General features: G+C 43.6%; 21 protein-coding genes and 1 pseudogene. 4 read left to right on the top strand and 18 right to left on the bottom strand.

What is annotated here, in order from left to right; translation table 11 throughout:
- Positions 1-114: 114 nt before the first annotated feature.
- From G6Q48_RS19980 to G6Q48_RS19995, 4 genes and pseudogenes are all read left to right on the top strand, one after another.
- A complete protein-coding gene (locus G6Q48_RS19980) occupies positions 115-612 on the top strand; it encodes a hypothetical protein (protein ID WP_001444089.1) in 498 nt (165 codons plus the stop codon).
- A gap of 291 nt (positions 613-903) precedes the next feature.
- Positions 904-1,044: a hypothetical protein gene (locus G6Q48_RS23220; RefSeq protein WP_425326962.1), complete on the top strand. Its 141-nt coding sequence runs from the start codon at positions 904-906 to the stop codon at positions 1,042-1,044.
- A gap of 409 nt (positions 1,045-1,453) precedes the next feature.
- Entirely contained in the window at positions 1,454-1,831 is a 378-nt protein-coding gene (locus G6Q48_RS19990) for a hypothetical protein (protein WP_001271300.1), read from the top strand.
- A gap of 22 nt (positions 1,832-1,853) precedes the next feature.
- Positions 1,854-2,006 (top strand): annotated as a pseudogene (locus G6Q48_RS19995) (IS256 family transposase); the annotation flags it as partial.
- A gap of 55 nt (positions 2,007-2,061) precedes the next feature.
- On the opposite strand, the gene G6Q48_RS20000 reads toward G6Q48_RS19995, so the two are convergent.
- The 18 genes from G6Q48_RS20000 to mnmG all read right to left on the bottom strand — a co-directional run bounded on the left by G6Q48_RS20000 (position 2,062) and on the right by mnmG (position 23,522).
- Positions 2,062-3,678, bottom strand: a complete 1,617-nt coding sequence (locus tag G6Q48_RS20000; RefSeq protein WP_000251879.1) for a Tn7-like element transposition protein TnsE — start codon at positions 3,676-3,678, stop codon at positions 2,062-2,064.
- Positions 3,679-5,205: a TnsD family Tn7-like transposition protein gene (locus G6Q48_RS20005; RefSeq protein WP_001243518.1), complete on the bottom strand. Its 1,527-nt coding sequence runs from the start codon at positions 5,203-5,205 to the stop codon at positions 3,679-3,681. It abuts the gene before it with no gap.
- A gap of 2 nt (positions 5,206-5,207) precedes the next feature.
- A complete protein-coding gene (locus tag G6Q48_RS20010; RefSeq protein WP_001276994.1) occupies positions 5,208-6,875 on the bottom strand; it encodes an AAA family ATPase in 1,668 nt (555 codons plus the stop codon).
- Entirely contained in the window at positions 6,872-8,980 is a 2,109-nt protein-coding gene (locus G6Q48_RS20015; protein WP_000267723.1) for a DDE-type integrase/transposase/recombinase, read from the bottom strand. Before G6Q48_RS20015 ends, G6Q48_RS20010 begins: the two co-directional genes overlap by 4 nt.
- Positions 8,981-9,095: 115 nt before the next feature.
- Entirely contained in the window at positions 9,096-9,788 is a 693-nt protein-coding gene (locus tag G6Q48_RS20020; RefSeq protein ID WP_442959095.1) for a TnsA endonuclease N-terminal domain-containing protein, read from the bottom strand.
- A gap of 159 nt (positions 9,789-9,947) precedes the next feature.
- The gene (gene glmS, locus G6Q48_RS20025; protein WP_166268159.1) at positions 9,948-11,780 is read right to left on the bottom strand and encodes a glutamine--fructose-6-phosphate transaminase (isomerizing); all 1,833 of its coding nucleotides are present in this window, start codon (positions 11,778-11,780) and stop codon (positions 9,948-9,950) included.
- A 206-nt stretch (positions 11,781-11,986) separates the two neighbouring features.
- Entirely contained in the window at positions 11,987-13,357 is a 1,371-nt protein-coding gene (gene glmU / locus G6Q48_RS20030) for a bifunctional UDP-N-acetylglucosamine diphosphorylase/glucosamine-1-phosphate N-acetyltransferase GlmU (protein WP_166268161.1), read from the bottom strand.
- A gap of 126 nt (positions 13,358-13,483) precedes the next feature.
- Entirely contained in the window at positions 13,484-13,909 is a 426-nt protein-coding gene (locus G6Q48_RS20035; RefSeq protein ID WP_004906291.1) for a F0F1 ATP synthase subunit epsilon, read from the bottom strand.
- A gap of 21 nt (positions 13,910-13,930) precedes the next feature.
- Positions 13,931-15,313 carry a F0F1 ATP synthase subunit beta gene (atpD, locus tag G6Q48_RS20040; protein WP_102140420.1) on the bottom strand — a complete coding sequence of 461 codons (1,383 nt, stop codon included), beginning with the start codon at positions 15,311-15,313 and terminating at the stop codon, positions 13,931-13,933.
- Positions 15,314-15,347: 34 nt separating this feature from the next.
- Complete coding sequence (atpG, locus tag G6Q48_RS20045) at positions 15,348-16,211, bottom strand: F0F1 ATP synthase subunit gamma (protein WP_102140421.1); 864 nt, start codon at positions 16,209-16,211, stop codon at positions 15,348-15,350.
- A gap of 52 nt (positions 16,212-16,263) precedes the next feature.
- Positions 16,264-17,805, bottom strand: a complete 1,542-nt coding sequence (atpA, locus tag G6Q48_RS20050) for a F0F1 ATP synthase subunit alpha (protein WP_102140422.1) — start codon at positions 17,803-17,805, stop codon at positions 16,264-16,266.
- A 14-nt stretch (positions 17,806-17,819) separates the two neighbouring features.
- The gene (gene atpH, locus G6Q48_RS20055) at positions 17,820-18,353 is read right to left on the bottom strand and encodes a F0F1 ATP synthase subunit delta (protein WP_102140423.1); all 534 of its coding nucleotides are present in this window, start codon (positions 18,351-18,353) and stop codon (positions 17,820-17,822) included.
- Positions 18,354-18,365: 12 nt separating this feature from the next.
- Positions 18,366-18,836, bottom strand: coding sequence for a F0F1 ATP synthase subunit B (atpF, locus tag G6Q48_RS20060; RefSeq protein WP_004906301.1), 471 nt, complete (start codon positions 18,834-18,836; stop codon positions 18,366-18,368).
- Positions 18,837-18,894: 58 nt separating this feature from the next.
- Complete coding sequence (gene atpE, locus G6Q48_RS20065) at positions 18,895-19,134, bottom strand: F0F1 ATP synthase subunit C (RefSeq protein ID WP_004093904.1); 240 nt, start codon at positions 19,132-19,134, stop codon at positions 18,895-18,897.
- Positions 19,135-19,182: 48 nt separating this feature from the next.
- Positions 19,183-20,001, bottom strand: coding sequence for a F0F1 ATP synthase subunit A (gene atpB / locus G6Q48_RS20070; protein ID WP_042846803.1), 819 nt, complete (start codon positions 19,999-20,001; stop codon positions 19,183-19,185).
- Between the two features lie 33 nt (positions 20,002-20,034).
- Complete coding sequence (gene atpI / locus G6Q48_RS20075) at positions 20,035-20,412, bottom strand: F0F1 ATP synthase subunit I (protein ID WP_102140424.1); 378 nt, start codon at positions 20,410-20,412, stop codon at positions 20,035-20,037.
- Between the two features lie 598 nt (positions 20,413-21,010).
- Positions 21,011-21,631: a 16S rRNA (guanine(527)-N(7))-methyltransferase RsmG gene (rsmG, locus tag G6Q48_RS20080; protein ID WP_102140425.1), complete on the bottom strand. Its 621-nt coding sequence runs from the start codon at positions 21,629-21,631 to the stop codon at positions 21,011-21,013.
- Between the two features lies 1 nt (position 21,632).
- Entirely contained in the window at positions 21,633-23,522 is a 1,890-nt protein-coding gene (mnmG, locus tag G6Q48_RS20085) for a tRNA uridine-5-carboxymethylaminomethyl(34) synthesis enzyme MnmG (protein WP_102140426.1), read from the bottom strand.
- Positions 23,523-23,796: the final 274 nt, after the last annotated feature.

The raw sequence follows: 23,796 nt of genomic DNA on the forward strand, positions 1-23,796 counted from the left end.
TACGTGAAAGGCGAGATCACCAAGGTAGTCGGCAAATAATGTCTAACAATTCGTTCAAGCCGACGCCGCTTCGCGGCGCGGCTTAACTCAAGCGTTAGAGAGCTGGGGAAGACTATGCGCGATCTGTTGAAGGTGGTTCTAAGCCTCGTACTTGCGATGGCATCGGGGCAGGCACTTGCTGACCTGCCAATTGTTTTAGTGGATGAAGCTCGTCTTCCCTATGACTACTCCCCATCCAACTACGACATTTCTCCAAGCAACTACGACAACTCCATAAGCAATTACGACAATAGTCCATCAAATTACGACAACTCTGAGAGCAACTACGATAATAGTTCATCCAATTACGACAATAGTCGCAACGGAAATCGTAGGCTTATATATAGCGCAAATGGGTCTCGCACTTTCGCCGGCTACTACGTCATTGCCAACAATGGGACAACGAACTTCTTTTCCACATCTGGCAAAAGGATGTTCTACACCCCAAAAGGGGGGCGCGGCGTCTATGGCGGCAAAGATGGGAGCTTCTGCGGGGCATTGGTCGTCATAAATGGCCAATTTTCGCTTGCCCTGACAGATAACGGCCTGAAGATCATGTATCTAAGCAACTAGCCTGCTCTCTAATAAAATGTTAGGCCTCAACATCTAGTCGCAAGCTGAGGGGAACCACTAGTGTCATACGAACCTCCAAGAGACGGTTACACAAACGGGTACATTGTTGATGTCATGTATGACAATCGCCCAAGTAAGTATCCAGCTGTGTTCAGAACGTACGTCCGAATTCCAGACTATGTCGAACTAGATAACGCGGAGGAGCTGGCCGACGCAATCATTCGAGAGGTTGAGTTAAAGGAGGCATGGCTCACAAGGGTCTTGGGGAACTCAGCCGATCCTGACGCTTCTGTGGGCAAGTGGGACCGGCGCCTAGCGCAGTGCGGTGGTATTGATGAGATGTCAAGTGGGGTGCAGGCAACATACTTCAGTCCAAACGGTCAGCTGGTCGGCTTAGTGGCATACATTGATGCCGAATGGATGGATGAATAGCTCTGACGTTACGATTCAGGTGAGACAACCAGATGGGCATTGCGTACAAGCTCAGTTGCCACCGATGTGGCTACGAGTCTGATCTTCTTTACCTAGGCCAAGGTATGGCGATGCTTCCTGAGCAAATAGTCGGAACGTGCACATGCTGCGACAATCTAACGACGATTTCTATAAATGAAAGCTACGGAGTATGCTCACTTTGTGGGGCTAAGGATCGTGTGATATTTACAAGCTATCAGCATGAGGCAAGGCCAAGAAATCCCTGCTATCTAGAGAGAAGTTTCAAATATCAATGCCCAAGATGCCATGCCTTCAGTATGGAGCCTCCGGATCTACCGGAGATGCTTTGGGACTAATGCTCCGCTTTGCCTCGGGTATCCGTTCGACCTATGTTTAAGAGGAAACGCACGTGTCTGCCGCCAAAGCTCTTGCCTATGCACTTTGTGACAAGTTGGAAAGCAAAAAAGTTGATGAAGTCGTACGAAATCTTGTTTCTAGCGGCTGGAATATTAGGGAAGTGGCCTGGGAAGCTTCGTCCTTTGATCATGAAATGCCCTACTTTGACACGGGGCGGGACTTCGATATTGGATTTCCTGACACGCTGTCATCCAAGATTGAGTTTTTGACCGCGAATGGATCAATCGTCCAAGCACGTGCTCGCCTGCACTTCAAGCAGGCTCTAATTTTTGCCAAGGCGTCCAAACATGTCGCCGCGCTCAAGAACTCATTGGATTACTACTATGGATCGTCTGTAATCCCCCCTCAAAACCACGGAGGCTATTTGTAGAAAATTCCATTAATATGAACTCAAGGTGTTCCCTACGGACGAATCAGCGATGAAGGTGGTGTACCTGGCTATCCAGGCGGCGACCAAGAAATGGACGATGCCGATCCGCAACTGGAAGCCGGCCATGAACCGTTTTATGATCGAATTTGGTGACCGTTTAAATGGCCACCTTTAACTGACCGGCAAAAGCACTTACACAAAAGGGTTTACAGGCTCTTTCAGTCATTCCTTTAATGCGTAAATTGCTCTCTAACCACTCTCTCAGCCCACCCTTCCATATCCTCTCTCGATACTTGCAGCTCCCCCAACCCCTTTGGATGATTCACCCCTCTATGCCCGTCTTGTCCATATAATTGATCAAACAAACTATTTGGCCAATTCAATGAGCTCTTCACCACTCCACGCCGTATCTTTTCAAAATCATTCCGCCATGTTTCGCTATCAACGCCACTCAACACTTTGGTAGAAAGCATTTTCACCCCATCCGATGCATCCACCTCTAGCAATACAAATTCACTGCCATTACGTTGCACCCCAACGGCTTTAATCACTCTTGGTGAGCCATCTTTACACAGATGTAATCGGCTACGCCCAACTTTTGGCAAAACCAAGGTTTCTTCAAAAAGCACCCGACATGCAAATTTAGTTTTTAGAATTGAAAGTAGCTCATCAAAAGCAGCAAATCGATTAGCAAAAATAGAGTTGTAATTGGTTGCATCCTGCTTCCCACCCACATCTGCCGCTGCTAGGACACCACCTAAGTGTGGCTCATCAGTACTAACCAAATTACTATTTTCACTTGTTGTTGCTTCTTCTTTTTCTAAAATAGTTTGGCTACTTTTTCTTGCCCTGCGAGATTTTTCAATTCGACTAGGTCTACTAAAACTTATCCATGTCGGCTCAGCCTCTATGACTCGTGTGTCTGTGTCTATATTGGCTGTTTCCTCATCGTCCAACTGTAGATGCTCATCATCAACAACTGACTCTGTTGAAACCGCTATGTGCTGCGTACTACCATCACCTGCCTCCTTTTCCTGAAAAGAGGCATGGCTAATAGCTGTTGTGCTAGGAAGCATAGCGTTGATTTCTAAACCTACTATTTCCTCAACTAAATAATCCTTATCCTCGTTAGAAGAACGTCCTTTTACATGTAATTTCCAACCCTGCATGGGCGGAGGGTCAAAGCTAAAGCACCAGCTTTCAACGCCGTTCTTAATTTCTCTATTTTGTTGATAGTGCCTAAAAATACTTTCATACGAATCCATAACATCTTGATCCGAAAACAACCAAACCAAAAGCTGCACTACGGCCGACTGCTCTAACGCCCCTTTAGGAAACGATGAACTGGGTAAGATCCTTATCTCTAAATGATCTCGCTCAACCTCATACTGAACGTCGAACTCTTGCTGTAAAGCGGTACTGCTCAAACAGCTTCGACAGAAATAGGAGTTAATTAAAAATAATGACCGAGCTAGCTCTAACTGTGGGATGTGATAACGAGTCTTGCTATATGGTGTTTCAGCTTCGTAAATAAATGAACTCTGCGCTCCATCCTTGTTGCGTACGGAAGCAAAGGACGAGAGATTAGGAAAATCGATTATTTTGGCTCGTTGAAGATCCGATGCTTCAAACTCAATCACACGATCCGCCTTATTTATTTGCTTTGTTGTACTGTTAACCACCTTAGCTCGACTTAATAAAGGCAAATGAGTAAATCGAGTCCATTTCCGTTCTTGCATTGGATTAAACCAAACAAAAATACGCCACTCCTTATGACCCGAGTTACGGAATAAATGACCAATATGTACAACCTGCACATTGTCATTAAATGTAGCTAGCCTAACCACTCACTCTTCCCCATAAACCATTTCCAAGAATCTTTGTGCTTCCTCAGTTATCCGCTCTTTAGATAACGTTGCACTTCTTAATAATCGCCAGCGCCTAAGCTCAACATCTTCCTGTTTAAGCTTAATAAAAGCTTGGCTAATCCGTCTAATTTGATAATCTTCCACACTCTCTGAGTAACGCTTTAAGCAAAGCGCTACCAAAGGCAGTTTCTGTAGATTTTTTGCAAGAGAGGTTCCGTTAGGAGTTTGCTTTAACAGCCAGCTCGATGTCGCTCTTGGGTGATCAAGGCTACTATCTAGACGCTTTATGATTCTTAATAGTTGTCGTACAGCAATTCGATCTCTTTGGTTCCAATCAACTCTAGGGGCGGGTGCCAGACGCTCTTGTTGATGCTGTTGATTCCAGTGAACTAGCCAATCCCTGTCATGTCGGTAAAGCCAAGCGTATAGCACCCCACCCTCTAAAGACTGTCTTGCCGCCTTAATTCCTTGGTATTTATGCACTAGTTGCTGCCAGTCTTTATGCTTAACAGATAAATCTTCAGAGTTAGGTTGCACAGACTGGCTAACAGGTCTTGTCGTTATAGAGTGCTCAGTAAGAGCACTTGCCTGCTGTAGCGCTTCTATAACCGTTAGTTTTGGCAATAAGGCTTGCCACACAATACTATGCTGTAAATAACTAAAGGCTTTTCTATGCTTACGGAATATACTTTTCAGCCAACACGTGTCCTTGTTCTCTGCCAACTTTAAATCCAGTTTCTCTAGTGCCTCATCACTAAAAGTCTGCCTCACTCTCTCCGCCACCAAGTCATGACGAATGTGCTTGCTTTTGGTTAGCCCTAGATCCTGCGCTAAGCGCTGATAAAACAGCGTCCACTGCTCAAGGCTTGGGGAAAGCTCTTGCGCTCGTGGAGCATCTAACAGAGGGGCTATATAAGCAGCTAGTGCTGTTAATTGAGATAGGGAGTCTTTGGGGTAGTCTGAAAGCAGCTCAGTATGACCCAAAGCCCAAAATTGATGTCGGTGATCATCTACAGCTCTATCAAAGAAGACTAAAGCACCGTGTTTTGGACAATATGGCAAAGCGGGCAAATACCAATCTCGTTGCCAAAAGGCTTCCCCATACCTATTTAGCTGAAGAGCAACGCAATCAGGGCAGTATCTAAAGCGGTTATCGCTCTTAACTCTAGAAGCAGCGACTCCTAGCATTAAATGCACCGCACCTTGCGCTTGGTACTCCATTAACCGAATAGCTTCGTCTCGGCGCTCCTTGCCTACAAACGGAGCATATAAAGGGAATAAGGTATGCTCATAAATAAGCTGCTGAACAGCGTAACGTCCTGTTTGATGTAGATGTCTTGCTATCACACCTAAATGCGAGGGCAGACCTAAGGTAGCGACCACCTTGCGGTTGCCATACACCTCATCCAACAGCTGCTTAGGACTAACAATCCCTTGATAAACGCCTGCCCGTGCAATAGTGCTATAAATCAGCTCATTCGAGTACGGAACAGGAAAGTTTCTCATGGCTAACCTGCTTGTTTAAATAAGCTCGCCATATCCACTATTACCCCTTTCCCTTTTAACCGTTCATGCATGGTTTTTTCAGGTTGGCGTTGTGAATAGATATAACGTAAATCCGTATCAGGCAAGCTATCCCAGTCGCTGGGCTTGACTACCTTTATAGCCGAAACCTTTTTACTCTTGGAGGGCTTTTCTAGTTCTGACACTACCGTTTCGCCTTCCATCAACCACTGCAAAACAAGAGGCAGTAACTTTTGTCTTGTCATCGTTGGATTCTGGCTAAACGCTTTTTTAATAGTGGGAATTAACAGGCTTGAATCGTAATCCTCTTTCAGCATCAGATATAAATGACGCTGATCTTCGGTATCTAACTCTTGAAGGGCTTTTTCTTCTGGTGTTTGTTCTTGTATCGCTGCGATATCTAGCTGAAGTTGGATTAACCGTTTATCAATCTCGGGAACGACTAGATCAGAATAACGAGCAATGCGTTCTGGGATACCCGAGCGTAATGCCTCTAGCATGGGGTGCACAGGCTTTAACTCATCTTGATACACTTGCCGCAATAAACCAGCGGTAATACGCTCATTGCCTAAAGCTAGCGCACGGAGCTGAGCGAGTACAAAAAGTTTTACTACAATGTCCATCACTCCTTGGCTTAGCTCATACCACACATCACGGACCTCATCCGATAACAGCGCATCTTTGCGTTGTAAAAGCTGTAATTGCCAAAGATTATCCGTAAAAGCGATCCACTCTTGATTGGGCTTTCCACGTTGCGTTTGTTGTATAGGATCCCAGAATATAGCTCCAAACCCTGCCCCTCTACGTGCAGACCGCAAATCAGCCTCAAAAATCTCTCGTGCTTTAGGGGTACCAATCAACATCACTGGTACGCCAATAATATTCACCATCGTCACAAAAAAGTTCAGCATCTCTTGAGATCCACCCGAACGAGAGCGGCTTAAATGCTGAATTTCATCAATAACCAACAACCCTAAAGCATGTGCATTGGCTATTTGCGACATCAAAGCCAACATGGTTTCTATACCATGACGTTTTAAGCCATAACGACGCTCATAGTTCGAGCCCAAGGCTCGATCCAACGCTCTGAAAAAATTCAAGCAGATTTCTTTTAGCGAACCATTATGCGAGCAGTCTATTTTCAAATACACCACCTGCTCTACATTGAGTTCACGATGGTAAATCACCTGAGGATACGTGGCTAGAATACGATGAAGAGAGGTCGTCTTCCCACTACCAGAACAACCAATTAACAATAAGCTTTGTGCCGTAGATCGTGCCTCCTCAAAGCGAAATGTCTCCAACTCTCCCGTTTGAACACGCTCATAACCATTTTGTAAATGCTTTTGTAAATCTCCTGTTTTAGGATTTCTGCCTACGTAGCCACCTCGAATCATGACCGAAATACGCTCACTTAGTAGCAAATGCGTACCTAATGGCTGAAAATAGTCATCTGGAATACGACAAATGGTATGAGCTCTGATAACACGGGACTTTTGCAAGTCAGAGGAAGTAAGCTGTAAAGAGGATTTCAGTGATGCAGCACTATTCACTGACTCTTGTAATGGTGGTAAGGCCTCGATAAAAGGATTATCACGATAAGCCTCTACCCCCGTATCACGATAAACTGCTTGAATCCGGGTAGCACTCATGACTCATCCTTTTCTGGTGGATCCTGAAATAATTCAGGCACGTATGTGGGTAGGCTGTAATCTTCTTGATCATCCGCTTCCACTGCGTTGAAAGGAATAACTTTAGCCTCATCACCTGAAGAGCTTGGCTTCAAATGCTCCGCACGTTTTTTACGCTCCGAGGTCACGGCTTCTTTTTTATTAGTTTTAATCTGCTTAATGCGTGTTGATTTGGGCTCAGTAGTACTGGGCGTTAACTTATTCGCTTTCTGAATGGTTTGCTGAATAAACGCCTCAAGCTCCCTGCGTTTAGTTAACTCATCCTGCTTCGCATTGGCTTTATTGTGTTTTTCTTGTGCTTGTATATCCCAAACCTCCCAAAATGAGAGACCTTTAAACTGCCGACTACGTTCCGTCAGATTACAGCGCCAAAATACACGGCTGCCAACTTGCGGAAACAAATAAATCGTATCAACCAGCACTGGGTCATAAGCCGCTTCTAAATGTTGAGGTCTAGCTATATCAGTGCTCCGCTGCAACCAACCCTCACGCAGAATCTCTGACCCCGAGTAATACAAACCCCACAAATTAACGCCAAATGAAGAAATAGAGACCTTTCGGCGAGGCAGTAACGCTACTCGCAACTGCTCTTGCTCCACAGCCCTTAAACTACCTGTACGATGCTGCATACCCCATTGCCATAGCTGGACAGGAATAGACGGTAAATCTGTAGGAAAATCAGCATCTCGATCGTATTTATCCATCACCAGATGGTTATTTCTGAATAAGATCGTACGCAAAATAATTTGTGTGAACTCAAATACCGACAGAGATGCATCTAACCTATAGTCTGTTTCACCATGGCTTTTGATCCGACTGCCCTCTACAATGCCAGGTGCAAAGGACTTAAACTCGGCTTGTAGTGTTCTAAAAGTGCTTTCCACTATGCCTTTAGCATCGCCACGTCTAGGTGGAGCACTTTCCACTCGCACATTAAAACTAGAAACTAAGGCTTCGACCTGATGACTCATTAATTCGCCACGGTCCGCTAGCAACACATCTGGCAAACCTACACACGGCCAGTCTGAGCTACTAATCTCAATATCATGCTGGGCACAAATGGCCGTTTTGTCAGAGCAAGCATTTACAAAAGCCTGCATCGCCACCACATAAGACGGATTTTCAAAGCCGATATAAAAGCCCGTGATCATCCGACTAAACACATCAATCACAATGTAAAGCGTTGGTCTTCCTATGATTTTTTGGCGATCATGATGATCCACTAAATAAATATCAGCAATCGTGGCATCAATCTCATAACGACTCCCAGGGCCTAACGCCTGAGAAGTGGCTGTACTACTTAAGGGTCGTACGTCTTTTTTATATACCCCTGCTTTAACTCTAGACTTTAAGCGCTGAGCTTTAGGGTATTCTCGATCATAAAAATAACGAAACTGACGTAGTGTTGGGTAATCCTCTTGGGGAATGCGAGGAAAATACTGAGCAAACAAGTCCACAAATCGTCTATAGGCAACGGTGGTCTTTGTACCTTTTTGATTTAACAGGTGCTTTTCTATGGTCAACCTAAAAAGGCGTTCAATCTCGGGCGTTACCTTGGTTCCTTCACCCTTACCATATTCTCTGGCTCGGCCAATCTTTGCTGTTCCTGTCGCTGAACGTCTTTCCCCTGGTGCACCGCTGTTTTTGTAGTCAGGAATTAATGCATTAGGCGTTTGACCACGCTGCCAGTAACGGCGTAACAACTTATAAACTGTAGCCTTAGTAACCTTATGTTCTTGGACCACATGCTCAACGAGTTCGCTTCTGACTTTAGGGTCGAAACGATCCTTACTATTAATAATAGGAAGAATTTTTCGATAATCCTCCTCGCGCTTCTGGAAGCTGACAGAATCTACAGACGGCTCTTCTAAATCAAGATGTACATAAGGGTCATCAGTTCTAACTAAGCGGCCTTCATCTAAATACTGCATTAGCAACAACTCAGCCCTAGCTTGTGGAACTCCTTTATCAGCGCTTATTTGCATCCAGACAACTTGGCCATCCTCTATAGCCAAAATGCGATACGGATCATTATCAAATAGCACAACCTCATTAATTTGCCACATAGCGCAACTCCTCCATATTCACTACTTGGCTAATACAGAGATCTGCACACTTATTTGCCCTGAAAGACTTATAAATATTGAACTTAATAAAACCATTTGCGGTTAAGGCTCGTATCTAACTCAATGTTTTGCCTAACTCCAAATCATAAGCAATATCAACCTGCTTACAGACATTGATAATGTTTTCATCTCCTTTTTCTTGCAGGATATGGGCCAATGGGGATAGTTGTGCTAAAAGCTCCGCAGAAACTTCTTCTGTTTTCACTGAATAAAGCCATTCAATATTTTCTTTTACTACGGGATTTATTTCTTTATCAGTAAAAATGAACCAAGGAATTTGCTTTTGCTGCCAATAGCGACGCTCTAGTTCTAGTTTTTCTAAGGTACGCTCGTCTTGTAAGGCTGCTGCAGGTTTGACTTGAATAGCAAACTGCTCAAAAGGACCATCTTTGCAGTCCACTAAAAAATCAGTAGACATAACCTGATCTACACCACGAATAACAGGATGCTTAATACCACTATCTATTGCAATCTGCCTGGTATCACTAGGTAATAAGGGGAACTGCTCGCGTATATCTAGCACGCTGCTCTCCCACTCAAGACTGAGAAAAACAGCAAGCTCTAAGTCAGATAGCAAATGATGGACTCGTCCCGTCTTATGAGAATAAATACGGTGGGAACGACCTGAAGAAGGAACTTCTTGTACTGTTAGCCATGGAATATAGTCTTTACCATGCCCTTGGCCACGCCCCTCTTTAATACGACGGGCAATTTGCACTTCAGAAAATGAAGAGTTTGCTTTAGCCATAACAAAAGTCCAGTATGCTTTTTCACAGCATAACTGGACTGATTTCAGTTTACAACTATTCTGTCTAGTTTAAGACTTTATTGTCATAGTTTAGATCTATTTTGTTCAGTTTAAGACTTTATTGTCCGCCCACATCATCAATATTAAATCAGTATGTCATTACTCAACTGTCACCGATTTCGCCAAGTTACGAGGCTGGTCAACGTCTGTGCCTTTAATCAATGCAACGTGATAAGACAACAATTGCAGTGGTACAGTGTAGAAAATAGGCGCAATTAACTCTTCAACATGAGGCAACGAAACAATTTTCATGTTTTCACTCGCTTCAAAGCCTGCATCTTGGTCAGCAAATACATACAGCAAACCACCACGCGCACGGACTTCCTCAATGTTCGATTTGAGTTTTTCTAACAGTTCATTGTTAGGTGCAACGATGATAACAGGCATATCAGCATCAATTAGCGCTAATGGGCCGTGCTTTAACTCACCCGCGGCATACGCTTCTGCGTGAATGTAAGAAATCTCTTTTAATTTCAGAGCCCCTTCAACTGCAATAGGGAATTGATCACCACGACCTAAGAACAATGCGTGGTGTTTATCTGAGAAATCTTCAGCCAGTGCTTCGATGACTTTATCTTGCGATAACATGCTTTCAATACGAGCTGGAAGCGCATGTAATGCATGGGAAATGCTTTCTTCTAACTCAGGTTTTGCCCCCTTCAAACGACCCATATACGCAACTAGCATCAGTAAAACCGTTAACTGTGTGGTAAACGCTTTAGTCGATGCGACACCAATTTCTGCCCCTGCTTTGGTCATTAAAGCAAATTCAGATTCACGTACTAGAGAAGAGCCCGCCACGTTACACACTGCTAAAGAAGTCAGATAACCTAATTCTTTTGATAAACGCAGGGCTGCCAGTGTATCTGCGGTTTCACCTGATTGAGACAACGTAATCATCAGGCTGTTTTTACGGTGAGCAGGGTTGCGGTAGCGATACTCAGAAGCAATTTCCACATCACAAGGAATACCAGCCAAAGATTCAAACCAATAACGTGCAACCATTCCCGCATTGTAGGATGTCCCGCATGCGACGATTTGAATATGTTCAACTTGAGATAAAATTTCACTCGCACGAGGGCCTAACTCGCTTAAATCGATACCATTGTCTTTGTCAAAACGCCCTTCAAGGGTGTTTTTAATTGCCAATGGTTGTTCGTAAATTTCTTTTTGCATGTAATGGCGATAGACGCCTTTATCGCCTGCATCATATTGAACGTTTGATTCAATTTGTTCGCGATCGACCGCTTCACCATTTTTATCAAAAATATGAACAGTACGACGAGTGACTTCGGCAACATCCCCTTCTTCGAGGTAAATAAAGCGACGAGTCACAGGCAACAATGCTAATTGGTCTGATGCTAAGAAATTTTCACCTACACCTAAACCAATAACCAACGGGCTACCAGAACGTGCAGCAACTAATAATTCAGGAATACGGCTATCCATGATCACGGTACCGTAAGCACCACGCAATTGTGGGATAACACGTTGAACCACTTCCACCAGCGTGCCACCTTTTTGTTGTTCATGGTGAACAAGGTGAGCAATCACTTCGGTATCAGTTTCTGAACTAAAGATATAACCGAGTTTTTTCAGCTCATCTTTGAGCTCTAAATAGTTTTCAATAATGCCGTTATGAACAACCGCAATGTAACCAGAAGTATGCGGATGAGCATTACGTTCACTTGGAATACCATGAGTTGCCCAACGGGTATGTGCAATCCCCGTTCCACCCGATACCGGGTTTTTCTCCGCTTCTTCAGCTAACATTTGCACTTTGCCGACTTCACGTAAGCGTTGCAAATGCCCTTCGTGATCAACAACTGCCATACCGGCAGAGTCATAACCACGATACTCAAGACGACGAAGACCTTCTAACAGAATTTCTGCGATATCACGTTGTGCAACAGCACCTACAATTCCACACATATTTTTTGGATCCCTAGACAAAAGGTTTCTTTCTTGAGAAACCTTCATTTGTCGCAACCTAATTGTTGTACAGTTTTCACTGTTCCCCAGCCTTGTAGAAAATGGGGATATTTTTATATTGCTACCTTAGGTAGCTATTTTATTATTTGCTATTAATTAGCTTTTTTATCATAGGAGAGATATCGCTATCTCTCCTCAAAATTTACTTATTTTTTCTTAACTGGACGCTGCCAGTTTTTAATATGCATTTGCTTTACACGGCTAACGACAAGTTCGTCTTCATTCACATCACGTGTTACCGTAGTACCAGCCCCTATTGTTGCACCTTTGGCAACAGAAACTGGTGCAACTAACTGAGTATCTGACCCGACAAATACATCGTCGCCAATAATGGTTTTGTGTTTATTGGCACCATCATAATTACAGGTAATAGTACCTGCGCCAATATTCACGTTATCACCAATTTGAGCATCACCGAGGTAACTTAAATGACCTGCTTTAGAGCCTAAACCTAAAGAGGCATTTTTCATTTCTACAAAGTTACCTACGTGCGCTTTGGCCGCTAATTTAGCACCTGGACGTAAACGCGCAAAAGGGCCAACCGTACATTCGGCTGACAATTCAGAGTTTTCTATCACTGAATATGGGCTGATAACCGAGTTATCACCGATTACACAATCTTTTAATATACAGCCAGATTGAATGTGTACGTTATTCCCTAATGTGACATTACCTTCAATAATCACGTTAGTATCAATAATAATATCGCGCCCATGAGTCAGCGTTCCGCGCAAGTCAAAACGTGCAGGGTCAATTAACATCACACCAGCTAATAACAGTTTTTCCGCTTGTTCTTTCTGATAAACCCTTTCTAACGCAGCCAATTGTAGGCGGTTATTCACCCCTTCCATTTCACTTAAATGTTTAGGGTGAACAGTTGCAATTTTATTACCTTCTTTATGTGCCAATGCAATAATATCAGTAATATAATATTCGCCTTGCGCGTTATCGTTGTTCAGCTGTGCCAACCAACGTTTAAAATCTTTGCCACTGGCAACCATAATCCCAGTGTTAATCTCTTGGATTTTACGTTGCTCTTCGCTGGCATCTTTTTGCTCAATAATACCTACAACTTCATTATTTTCACGAATGATACGGCCATACCCTGTTGGGTTATCTAAAATAACCGTCAGCAAGCCAATACCACCTTCTGGCTTCACTTCAATTAGGCGATCTAAGGTATCTTTCGCTATCAACGGTACATCGCCATATAACATGACAATATTTTCATCGTCTTGGAAGCTTGGCGCTGCTTGTTGCATCGCATGGCCAGTGCCGAGCTGCTCGGCCTGCAATACCCAGTTGAGGTTTTGCTCACCCAGTTTTTCTTTCAGTAAATCACCGCCATGTCCGTATACCAGATGAATATCTGATGCACCAATGGATTTTGCTGTATCTATAACATGCTGAACCATGGGTTTGCCTGCAAGTAAATGCAAAACTTTAGGTAGCTCTGAATACATCCGTGTGCCTTTACCGGCAGCTAAAATCACGACACTTTTTCTTTGCACAGTCATTTTTCCTGAAACTCCAACTTAGGGATGAAAGTAAACCTATTTCCTTTATAAATTACTACATATTTCGCTCAAATAAAAAAGCCAGTTAGACTTAACCAACTGGCTTTTTTTACTATACCGCTATCATTACATTAGCTTTTTAGTTAACTCGATGACTCGAAGTTTCGCTATTGCTTTTGCAAGTTCTGCTGATGCCTGAGCATAATCAACATCGCCGTGAGCTTTACGGACGTGTTCTTCCGCTTTGCGTTTAGATTCCACTGCACGAGCTTCGTCTAAATCTTTACCACGGATCGCTGTATCAGCGAGTACGATAACACCATTTGGTTGCACTTCTAAAATACCACCGGAGAGGTAAATTAGCTCTTCTTCACCAAACTGTTTGGTAATACGTACCATGCCCGGTTTTATGGCAGTCAGCAGCGGGGTATGCTGCGGGTAAATCCCCAGCTCACCTTCACTACCTGTCACCTGAATTTTCTGTACCATGCCTTCAAACATTTGTTTTTCAGCACTTACTACAGTCAGGTGGTATGTCATTGCAGCTACCATATCAACCTCCTGTCAGCTGGATTAAAGCTTTTTAGCTTTTTCCACAGCTTCTTCAATGGTACCAACCATATAGAACGCTTGTTCTGGCAGGTGGTCGTAATCACCGTTCAGGATCCCACTGAAGCCACGGATAGTGTCTTTCAGAGAAACGAACTTACCTGGTGAACCGGTAAATACTTCAGCAACGAAGAATGGTTGAGACAGGAAGCGCTGGATCTTACGAGCACGAGCAACAACCAGTTTGTCTTCTTCAGACAGTTCATCCATACCCAGAATTGCGATGATATCTTTCAGTTCTTGGTAACGTTGCAGAATAGACTGAACGCCACGAGCAACATCATAGTGCTCTTGACCAACAACCAGTGGGTCAAGCTGACGGCTAGTAGAATCCAGAGGGTCAACCGCAGGGTAAATACCCAGAGATGCGATTTGACGGCTCAGAACTACCGTTGCGTCTAAGTGAGCAAAGGTGGTTGCTGGTGATGGGTCAGTCAAGTCATCCGCTGGAACGTAAACCGCTTGAACGGAAGTGATAGAACCCGTTTGAGTTGAGGTAATACGTTCTTGCAGAACACCCATCTCTTCCGCCAGCGTTGGCTGATAACCTACCGCTGAAGGCATACGACCTAACAGTGCTGATACCTCAGTACCTGCCAGTGTATAACGATAGATGTTGTCAACGAACAGCAGTACGTCACGACCTTCGTCACGGAATTTTTCAGCCATAGTCAGACCTGTCAACGCAACGCGCAGACGGTTTCCTGGTGGCTCATTCATCTGGCCATAAACCAGTGATACTTTATCCAGAACGTTTGAGTCAGTCATTTCATGATAGAAGTCGTTCCCTTCACGAGTACGCTCACCAACACCAGCGAATACTGAGTAACCTGAGTGCTCAATCGCGATGTTACGGATCAGTTCCATCATGTTTACTGTTTTACCAACACCCGCACCACCGAACAGACCAACTTTACCACCTTTCGCGAATGGACAGATTAAGTCCATTACTTTGATACCGGTTTCCAGCAGTTCTGTTGAGTTAGCTAACTCTTCGTAGCTAGGTGCAGCACGGTGAATTGACCAGCGCTCTTCTTCGCCGATATCACCTTTCATATCAATAGGCTGACCCAGAACGTTCATGATACGTCCTAAAGTTGCTTTACCTACTGGTACTTCAATTGGGTGCTCTAAGTTTACAACTTCTAAACCACGGCTCAGGCCATCTGATGTACCCATTGCGATACAACGGACAACACCACCGCCTAACTGTTGCTGAACTTCCAGCACCAGTGTTTCTTTACCGTTAACAACCTCAAGAGCGTCGTACACTTTTGGTACGTCATCTTGAGGGAACTCGACGTCCACAACGGCGCCGATTACCTGGATAATCTTTCCAGTAGCCATCTTGAATCCTCTACGTAATTCGTAAACCTAGCTGTTAAACCGCGGAAGCACCCGAAACGATTTCGGTAAGCTCCTGAGTAATGCTGGCCTGACGAGCTTTGTTGTAAACCAACTGCAACTCTTTGATCAGGTTTCCACCATTATCAGTAGCGGCTTTCATCGCTACCATTCGTGCGGCCTGCTCACTAGCCAGGTTTTCAACGACGCCCTGATAAACCTGCGACTCGATATAACGACGTAGCAGGGTATCCAGCAACGCCTTTGGATCGGGTTCGTAAATGTAATCCCAAGACTTCTTCTTCAGTGTTTCATCATTGCTTGCAGGCAATGGTAACAATTGAAGAATAGTTGGCTCCTGAGACATTGTATTGATGAACTTATTCGTCACCACATACAGTTTATCCAAACGCCCTTCATCATAGGCTTGTAGCATAGTGTTAACTGGACCAATCAAATCCGAAAGCGTTGGGTTATCCCCCATTCCGGTAACTTGTGTCACGACATTGCCGCCCACAGAACCGAAGAATGATACCGCTTTAGAACCGATTAAAGCCAAATCAACCTGAACGTTTTTCTCAGACCACGACTTCATCTCTGCTAACAGTTTTTTGAACAAGTTAATGTTCAAGCCACCACACAGACCACGGTCTGTTGAAACAACCAGATACCCGACACGCTTAACTTCACGCTCTTCGAGATATGGATGTTTATATTCCAGATTACCTAATGCTAAGTGACCAATTACACTGCGCATGGTCTCTGCATAAGGACGGCTGGCCGCCATGCGTTCCTGCGTTTTACGCATTTTGGACGCAGCGACCATTTCCATCGCTTTAGTGATCTTCTGCGTGTTTTGCACGCTGGCGATCTTGGAACGTATCTCTTTTGCGCCGGCCATTTCTGCTTCTCCTTATTAACCAGACGGCCCTAGAAACTCGGGCCGAATAGTATTACCAGGACTGGGTTGCTTTAAATGATTCGAGCAGTTTTTTCAACTTGCCTTCGATATCATCGTTATAGCTACCAGCCGGGCCAATTTCGTTCATAAGGTCAGCATGCTCGCGCAATGCATAAGAAACTAAAGCAGCTTCAAACGCACCAATTTTAGCTAACTCAACATCATCCAAGAATCCACGTTCTGCCGCAAACAGAGACAGTGACTGCTCTGCTACTGACATAGGTGCATACTGTTTCTGTTTCAGCAACTCAGTTACTTTCTGACCGTGGCTCAGCTGCTTACGCGTTGCATCATCAAGGTCTGAAGCAAACTGAGCAAACGCTGCCAGTTCACGATATTGAGCAAGTGCTGTACGGATACCACCAGACAATTTCTTGATAATTTTAGTCTGAGCAGCACCACCAACACGAGATACTGAAATACCTGGGTTAACCGCTGGACGAATACCAGAGTTAAACAGGTTAGATTCCAGGAAGATCTGACCATCTGTAATCGAAATTACGTTAGTCGGAACGAATGCAGAAACGTCACCGCCTTGAGTTTCAATGATTGGCAATGCAGTCAATGAACCCGTTTTTCCTTTAACTTCACCTTTAGTGAATGCTTCAACGTACTCAGCGTTAACACGAGCAGCACGCTCAAGTAAACGTGAGTGCAGATAGAAAACATCACCTGGGTATGCTTCACGTCCTGGTGGACGACGCAGTAACAGTGAAATTTGACGGTACGCAACAGCCTGTTTAGACAGGTCATCATAAACAATCAGAGCATCTTCACCGCGGTCACGGAAATATTCGCCCATTGCACAGCCAGCGTAAGCTGACAGATATTGCAGTGCAGCTGACTCAGATGCAGTTGCAACAACAACAATGGTGTTTTCCAGAGCGCCATGTTCTTCAAGTTTACGGACAACGTTAGCAACAGTTGATGCTTTTTGACCGATAGCGACGTAAACACATTTGATGCCAGAGTCGCGTTGGTTGATGATTGCATCGATTGCCAAAGCAGTTTTACCTGTTTGACGGTCACCGATAACAAGCTCACGCTGACCACGACCGATTGGGATCATGGCATCGACTGATTTATAACCAGTTTGAACAGGTTGATCAACGGATTGACGGTCGATAACACCTGGAGCAATAACTTCTACAGGAGAGAAGCCATCGTTATCAACAGGACCTTTACCATCAATTGGTTGACCCAGTGTATTCACAACACGTCCTAGCAGGCCACGGCCTACTGGAACTTCAAGAATACGACCAGTACATTTAACTTTCATGCCTTCTGCCAAGTCGGCATAAGGACCCATAACGACCGCACCAACAGAGTCACGCTCTAAGTTCAGTGCGATAGCGTAACGGTTGCCAGGCAGCGCGATCATTTCACCCTGCATGACCTCGGCTAAACCGTGAATACGAATAATACCGTCATTAACGGATACAATCGTACCTTCATTGTGAGCTTCACTCACAACATCGAACTGAGCAATACGCTGTTTGATCAGTTCGCTGATTTCGGTGGAATTCAGTTGCATATGCTCCAGTCCCCTTAAGACTGCAAGACGTCAGTTAAACGCTCTAAGCGACCGCGGATACTCCCGTCGATGACGAGGTCTCCAGCACGAATGATCACTCCAGCAATAACAGACTTATCAATTTTGCAATTCAGCTTAACTTTGCGTGACAGACGTTTTTCCATCGCTGCAGAAATTTTAGCTGACTGCTGTTCACTCAGTTCGTTAGCGGATAAAACATCAACTTCAATGGTTGATTCCAGAGAATCGCGCAATTGGATAAACTGCGTTAAAACTTCTGGTAGCGTCGTTAAACGCCCGTTATCTGCCATAACACGAATCAGATTCTGAACATGCTCGTCAATTTCATCTCCACAAACAGAGATAAACGTTTTAGCTAATGTTTCTGGTGCAATAGAACCAGAAAGCAGCTCACCAACCTGCTCATTGCGCGTCACCTCAGAGGTGAAGGCCAGCATTTCCTGCCATTTAGCAACAGCTTGGTTTTCCACAGCAAAGTCAAAAGCTGCTTTGGCGTAGGGGCGAGCTACAGTAGCAATTTCAGACATGCCCCTCCCTCCTTACAGTTCAGCGACTAGTTTATCAACGATGTCGCTGTTAGCAGCTTCATCCACGGAACGTTCGATGATCTTCTCGGCACCTGCGATAGCAAGCATCGCAACCTGTTTACGTAACTCTTCACGTGCACGTTTACGCTCAGCATCAATTTCAGCTTGCGCTTGTGCGACGATTTTTGCACGTTCTGCTTCTGCTTCTGCTTTTGCTTCATCAATCATTTGAACGCGTTGTTTATTCGCTTGTTCAATGATGACTTGAGCTTCAGCTTTCGCTTTTTTCAGTCGGTCGGTTGCGTCGGTTTGCGCCAGTTCCAGGTTCTTTTTAGCACGTTCTGCGGAAGATAAACCGTCAGCAATTTCTTTTTGACGTTTTTCAATGGCCGCCATAATCGGTGGCCATACATACTTCATACAGAACCAAACAAACAGGACAAACGCGATAGCCTGGCCGAGGATTGTTGCATTTAGATTCACAGACAATACCTCATATTCATTAGTGAATTAATGTTCTTACAGTGTTCCGTAACGTTAATTAGGCAACAGCGAACATTACATACAAGCCCAGACCAACAGCAATCATCGGAATAGCATCGACCAGACCCATTACGATAAAGAACTGTGTACGCAGCAGAGGAATTAAATCTGGCTGACGAGCAGCACCTTCTAAAAATTTACCACCTAGGATGCCGATACCGATCGCAGCACCGATCGCCGCTAAGCCCATCATCACAGCGGCAGCCATGTACAGCAGATCCATACTCAGGTTTTCCATGACAGTCTCCAGTTTGTTTCAGTTAATACAATTATTGATAAAATTAAATTAGTGTTCTTCAGATGCCATCGACAGATAAACAACTGTTAGAACCATAAAAATAAAGGCTTGTAGCGTAATAATCAGTATGTGGAAGATAGCCCAAGGTAGGCTTAACAACCACTGTGACCACCACGGAAGCAGAGCCGCGATAAGAATAAAGATCAATTCACCTGCATACATGTTACCAAACAGTCGCAGACCGAGTGATACAGGTTTTGACAGCAGGCTTACCCCTTCAAGAATCAAGTTGACTGGAATGAAGACAGGATGGTTAAAAGGCTGCATTGTGAGCTCTTTTGTAAATCCGCCAATTCCTTTCATTTTGATGCTGTAGAAGAGGATTAGGATAAACACACCAATAGCCATCGATAATGTGACACTAACATCTGCGGTTGGTACTGCACGTAATGCAGGTAACCCGAGATAATGTTCAGCAATATACGGAAGGAAATCAATTGGTAGTAAATCCATCAGGTTCATTAAGAATACCCAGACGAACACTGTTAATGCTAAAGGAGCAATAACTTTGCTCTTACCGTGATACATATCACGGACTGAGTTATCAACGAAACCAATGATCAGTTCTATTGCAGTCTGTAACTTACCGGGTACGCCACTAGTCGCATTGGCTGCAACTCTTCTAAATAGCCACAGGAACAGAGCCCCGAGAACTACTGAGAAAAAAAGCGAGTCAATGTTCAACGTCCAAAATGTTGGACTAGCGTGGGGATCGACCAACTTAAAGGTACTCAGGTCCAACTGAAGGTTTCTCAGATGGTGGCCTATGTAATCCTCTGTAGTCATCACTTCTCCTGATGCAGACATGATGCCTCTTACCCTTTTGTAGTTTAAAAATACTTACCGTTTAAAAACGGCTGGTGCAACAATCTGAACAATTAGCACCGCTAAATAGGTCAAACCCAGTGGTGTTAATGACGCTTTGAACACACCGAAAGCAACAACTAAGACAGTGATAGTTGTAACAACCTTTAGCCCTGCTCCTAATGCTAAGAACCAGGCAATGCGGACAGGTTCATCCTCTCCTTTTGCTTTCTGAAATTGTGATAGCAGCATAAATACGATATTTGGTAACCAGCATGCTAACCCACCAGCAAGAGCAGAGGCCCCCCATTCTATACTATTTGCACAGAAAGCCCCACTGAGGATCACAAAAGTTATCAACTGAACAGACAACTGCTTTACAGCATGCTTGTTGTCATAAAGGGATACAGACATAACTTTTGTTTACTCCCAGCTCTTCTCAGCCTCAGAAACGCTAAGTGTTGTATAAAACTGCCTTTGCGTAAATGTGTCAAGAGACAAAAACGTGCAAATTATACGGGCAGGCGAAATGAATTCAATCAGTAAGTAGCGAAAAGGTGAATAAATATTTAATTTTTTCGAGTTAGCGCAGAATTGTCGCTGTAATATTTAATAAATAGTTAATGAATTGCTGCATACATTCATATAAATGTGACATATATCACATTTAACTTTATTCACTTTATTTATTACTTCAATTTTATTCATAGCAAAAAATAGATTTAACCAGTAAATCAAATAATTAAAGAAATTAATTCCTAAGCTAAATTTTGAAAGAGTAAATCCAATATTTTTCGATTCACTATTTTTTTGCTAAATCGATTAAGTAAAAATCATCAATTAGCCAGTATTTTTCTTTCAATGCCTTATTTTTGCAACTTATTCGTTATTGCCGTGTAAATACCACGTAAAATATATATTTTTATTATTTGATGGCGAATAAAAATAGCTGGCCGTTTGTAAACGTCCAGCTATCGCTCTAAATGATAAAATTATTTGATAGAAAGCAACTTTATTTCATCGAAATTTTAACTAAATGACGTTGCTCATCAAGTTCGGGCACTTCAAGTTCCGTGATCGATTCAATCATAAACTCGTCTGGTAGCGCCATTTCATCATCACGAATGACACCTTTGAGTGCATAAAAACGCCCTTCTGCTGAAGGTAGATGATGGCACCAACTCAACATGTCATTCAACGAAGCAAATGCGCGGCTAATCACACCATCAAAGCTTTTTTCCACTGGAAACTCTTCAACGCGTGATTGAACAGGCTCAATATTAGTCAGCCCTAACTCATGTTGAACCTGTTTTAAAAAGCGTACACGCTTCCCTAAGCTGTCCAATAGAACAAAATGGGAATCAGGTCGAACAATCGCTAAAGGCACGCCGGGTAAACCAGGGCCCGTTCCAACATCAATAAAACGTTGCCCGATGAGTTGACCGTTCACCACTATGCTATCCATGATATGGCGGATTAACATCTGTTGTGGGTCACGTACCGATGTCAGGTTATAGGCTTTGTTCCATTTCGCTAATAACCCAACATAGTCAATGAGTTGCTGTTTTTGCTTTTCCGTCAAGTTGATATCGGTTTTTACTAGCAATTGATTCAGTTTTGATAATAAATCCATGTTAAGCGCTCCGGCGTAGCATGCCTTGCTTTTTCAACCAAACAAGTAAAATAGAGATTGCAGCAGGCGTGATCCCTGAAATTCGTGATGCTTGACCAATAGATGTCGGTTTATGGTCGTTCAGTTTCGCCATTACCTCGTTAGACAACCCTTTAACTTGTTTGTAATCGAGGTCAACAGGCAACAACGTATTTTCATTACGCAGTTGTCTTTCGATTTCTTCTTTTTGGCGGGCAATATAACCTTCGTATTTAACTTGAATTTCCACTTGATCCGCGGCTTGAGGATCATCAATAGCTGGAGCAAAAAGGTTGAGTGAGGTTAACATTTTATACGTCATTTCCGGGCGACGTAGTAAATCTTCCCCATTGGCTTCTTTCGATAATGGAACGGTTAAAATTCCATCTATTTCTGTATGGTTATCTGATTTTGGATGAACCCAGATATCTTTTAAGCGTTGGCGCTCTTTTTCAATCAATTCGACTTTGTTATTAAAATGAGCCCAGCGAACGTCATCAACTAAACCTAACTCTCGGCCTTTTTCTGTTAGACGTAAATCCGCATTGTCTTCACGAAGCATCAAACGGTATTCTGCACGTGAGGTAAACATACGGTAAGGTTCTTTTGTCCCTAAAGTACAAAGATCGTCAACGAGAACACCGATATAAGCTTGGTCACGACGAGGGAACCAACCTTCTAAACCAAAGGCATGTTGTGCCGCATTAAGGCCTGCTAATAGGCCTTGAGCTCCAGCTTCTTCATAACCTGTAGTGCCGTTAATTTGGCCAGCAAAGAATAATCCATCAATAAATTTACTTTCAAGCGTCTGTTTTAGATCTCTAGGGTCAAAGAAATCATATTCAATGGCATAGCCAGGACGAATGATCCTCGCATTTTCCATTCCTTTCATGGAATGAACAATTTGCATTTGGACATCAAATGGCAAGCTGGTGGATATCCCGTTAGGGTAAATTTCATTGCTGGTTAGGCCTTCAGGTTCTAGGAAGATCTGATGTGAGTCTTTATCAGCAAAACGCATGACTTTATCTTCGATCGAAGGGCAGTAACGTGGGCCGATCCCTTCAATCACGCCTGCGTACATAGGGCTGCGATCCAGATTATTTCTGATCACTTCATGCGTTTTTTCATTGGTATAGGTGATATGACAAGGCATCTGTTGTGGGTGTTGATCTTGTGAACCTAAAAATGAAAATACTGGCATTGGGTCGTCACCTAGCTGTTGAGCTAACTGACTGAAATCAATGGTTCTTGCATCAATACGTGGTGGCGTTCCTGTTTTTAAACGATTAACACGTAAAGGTAATTCTCTCAAACGTTGAGAAAGTGAAATTGAAGGAGGATCTCCTGCACGACCACCACTGTAATTTTCTAAACCAATGTGAATTTTGCCATCAAGGAAAGTACCAACGGTTAATACCACCGCTTTGGCTTTAAATTTTAAGCCCATGCGGGTAATAGCCCCTGTGACCCTATTGTTTTCAACAATTAAGTCTTCTACAGGTTGTTGGAAAATCATTAAGTTAGGCTGGTTTTCTAAAGCCATTCTGACAGCTTGGCGATAAAGAACACGGTCAGCTTGTGCTCGAGTCGCACGAACTGCAGGCCCTTTGCTGGCATTTAATGTTCTAAATTGAATACCTGCTTTGTCTGTTGCTGTGGCCATCAAGCCACCTAGCGCATCAATTTCTCTAACCAGATGTCCCTTACCGATCCCACCGATGGCTGGGTTGCAAGACATCTGGCCCAATGTATCAATATTGTGAGTCAGTAATAGGGTTTGACGCCCCATACGTGCAGCTGCCATTGCTGCTTCAGTACCGGCATGACCACCACCAATTACGATGACGTCAAATTGCTCTGGATAAAACATGTGTGAACCTTAAACGTTAGAAAATGCGGATTGTGCATTTGAGGAGAGAATTCTACTCAAGTTTGAGGAAGAGACCAAGCTTTAGGTTTCTCCCTTATATAATATTAAGATCTTTTTATTTAAAGATCTCTTTATTAGATCTTTTATTAGGATCACGGGTTTCTGTGGATAAGTGGATTTTCACTTTAAAGATCATAAAAGTGTAAAGGATCATATACTGTGAATGATCCGTGATCCGTTTGCGTATAAGCTGGGATCAAAAAGGGTACTTATA

It is taken from the genome of Providencia sp. M-27 (genome assembly GCF_011077905.1).
Classification (GTDB): Bacteria; Pseudomonadota; Gammaproteobacteria; order Enterobacterales; family Enterobacteriaceae; genus Providencia; species Providencia huaxiensis.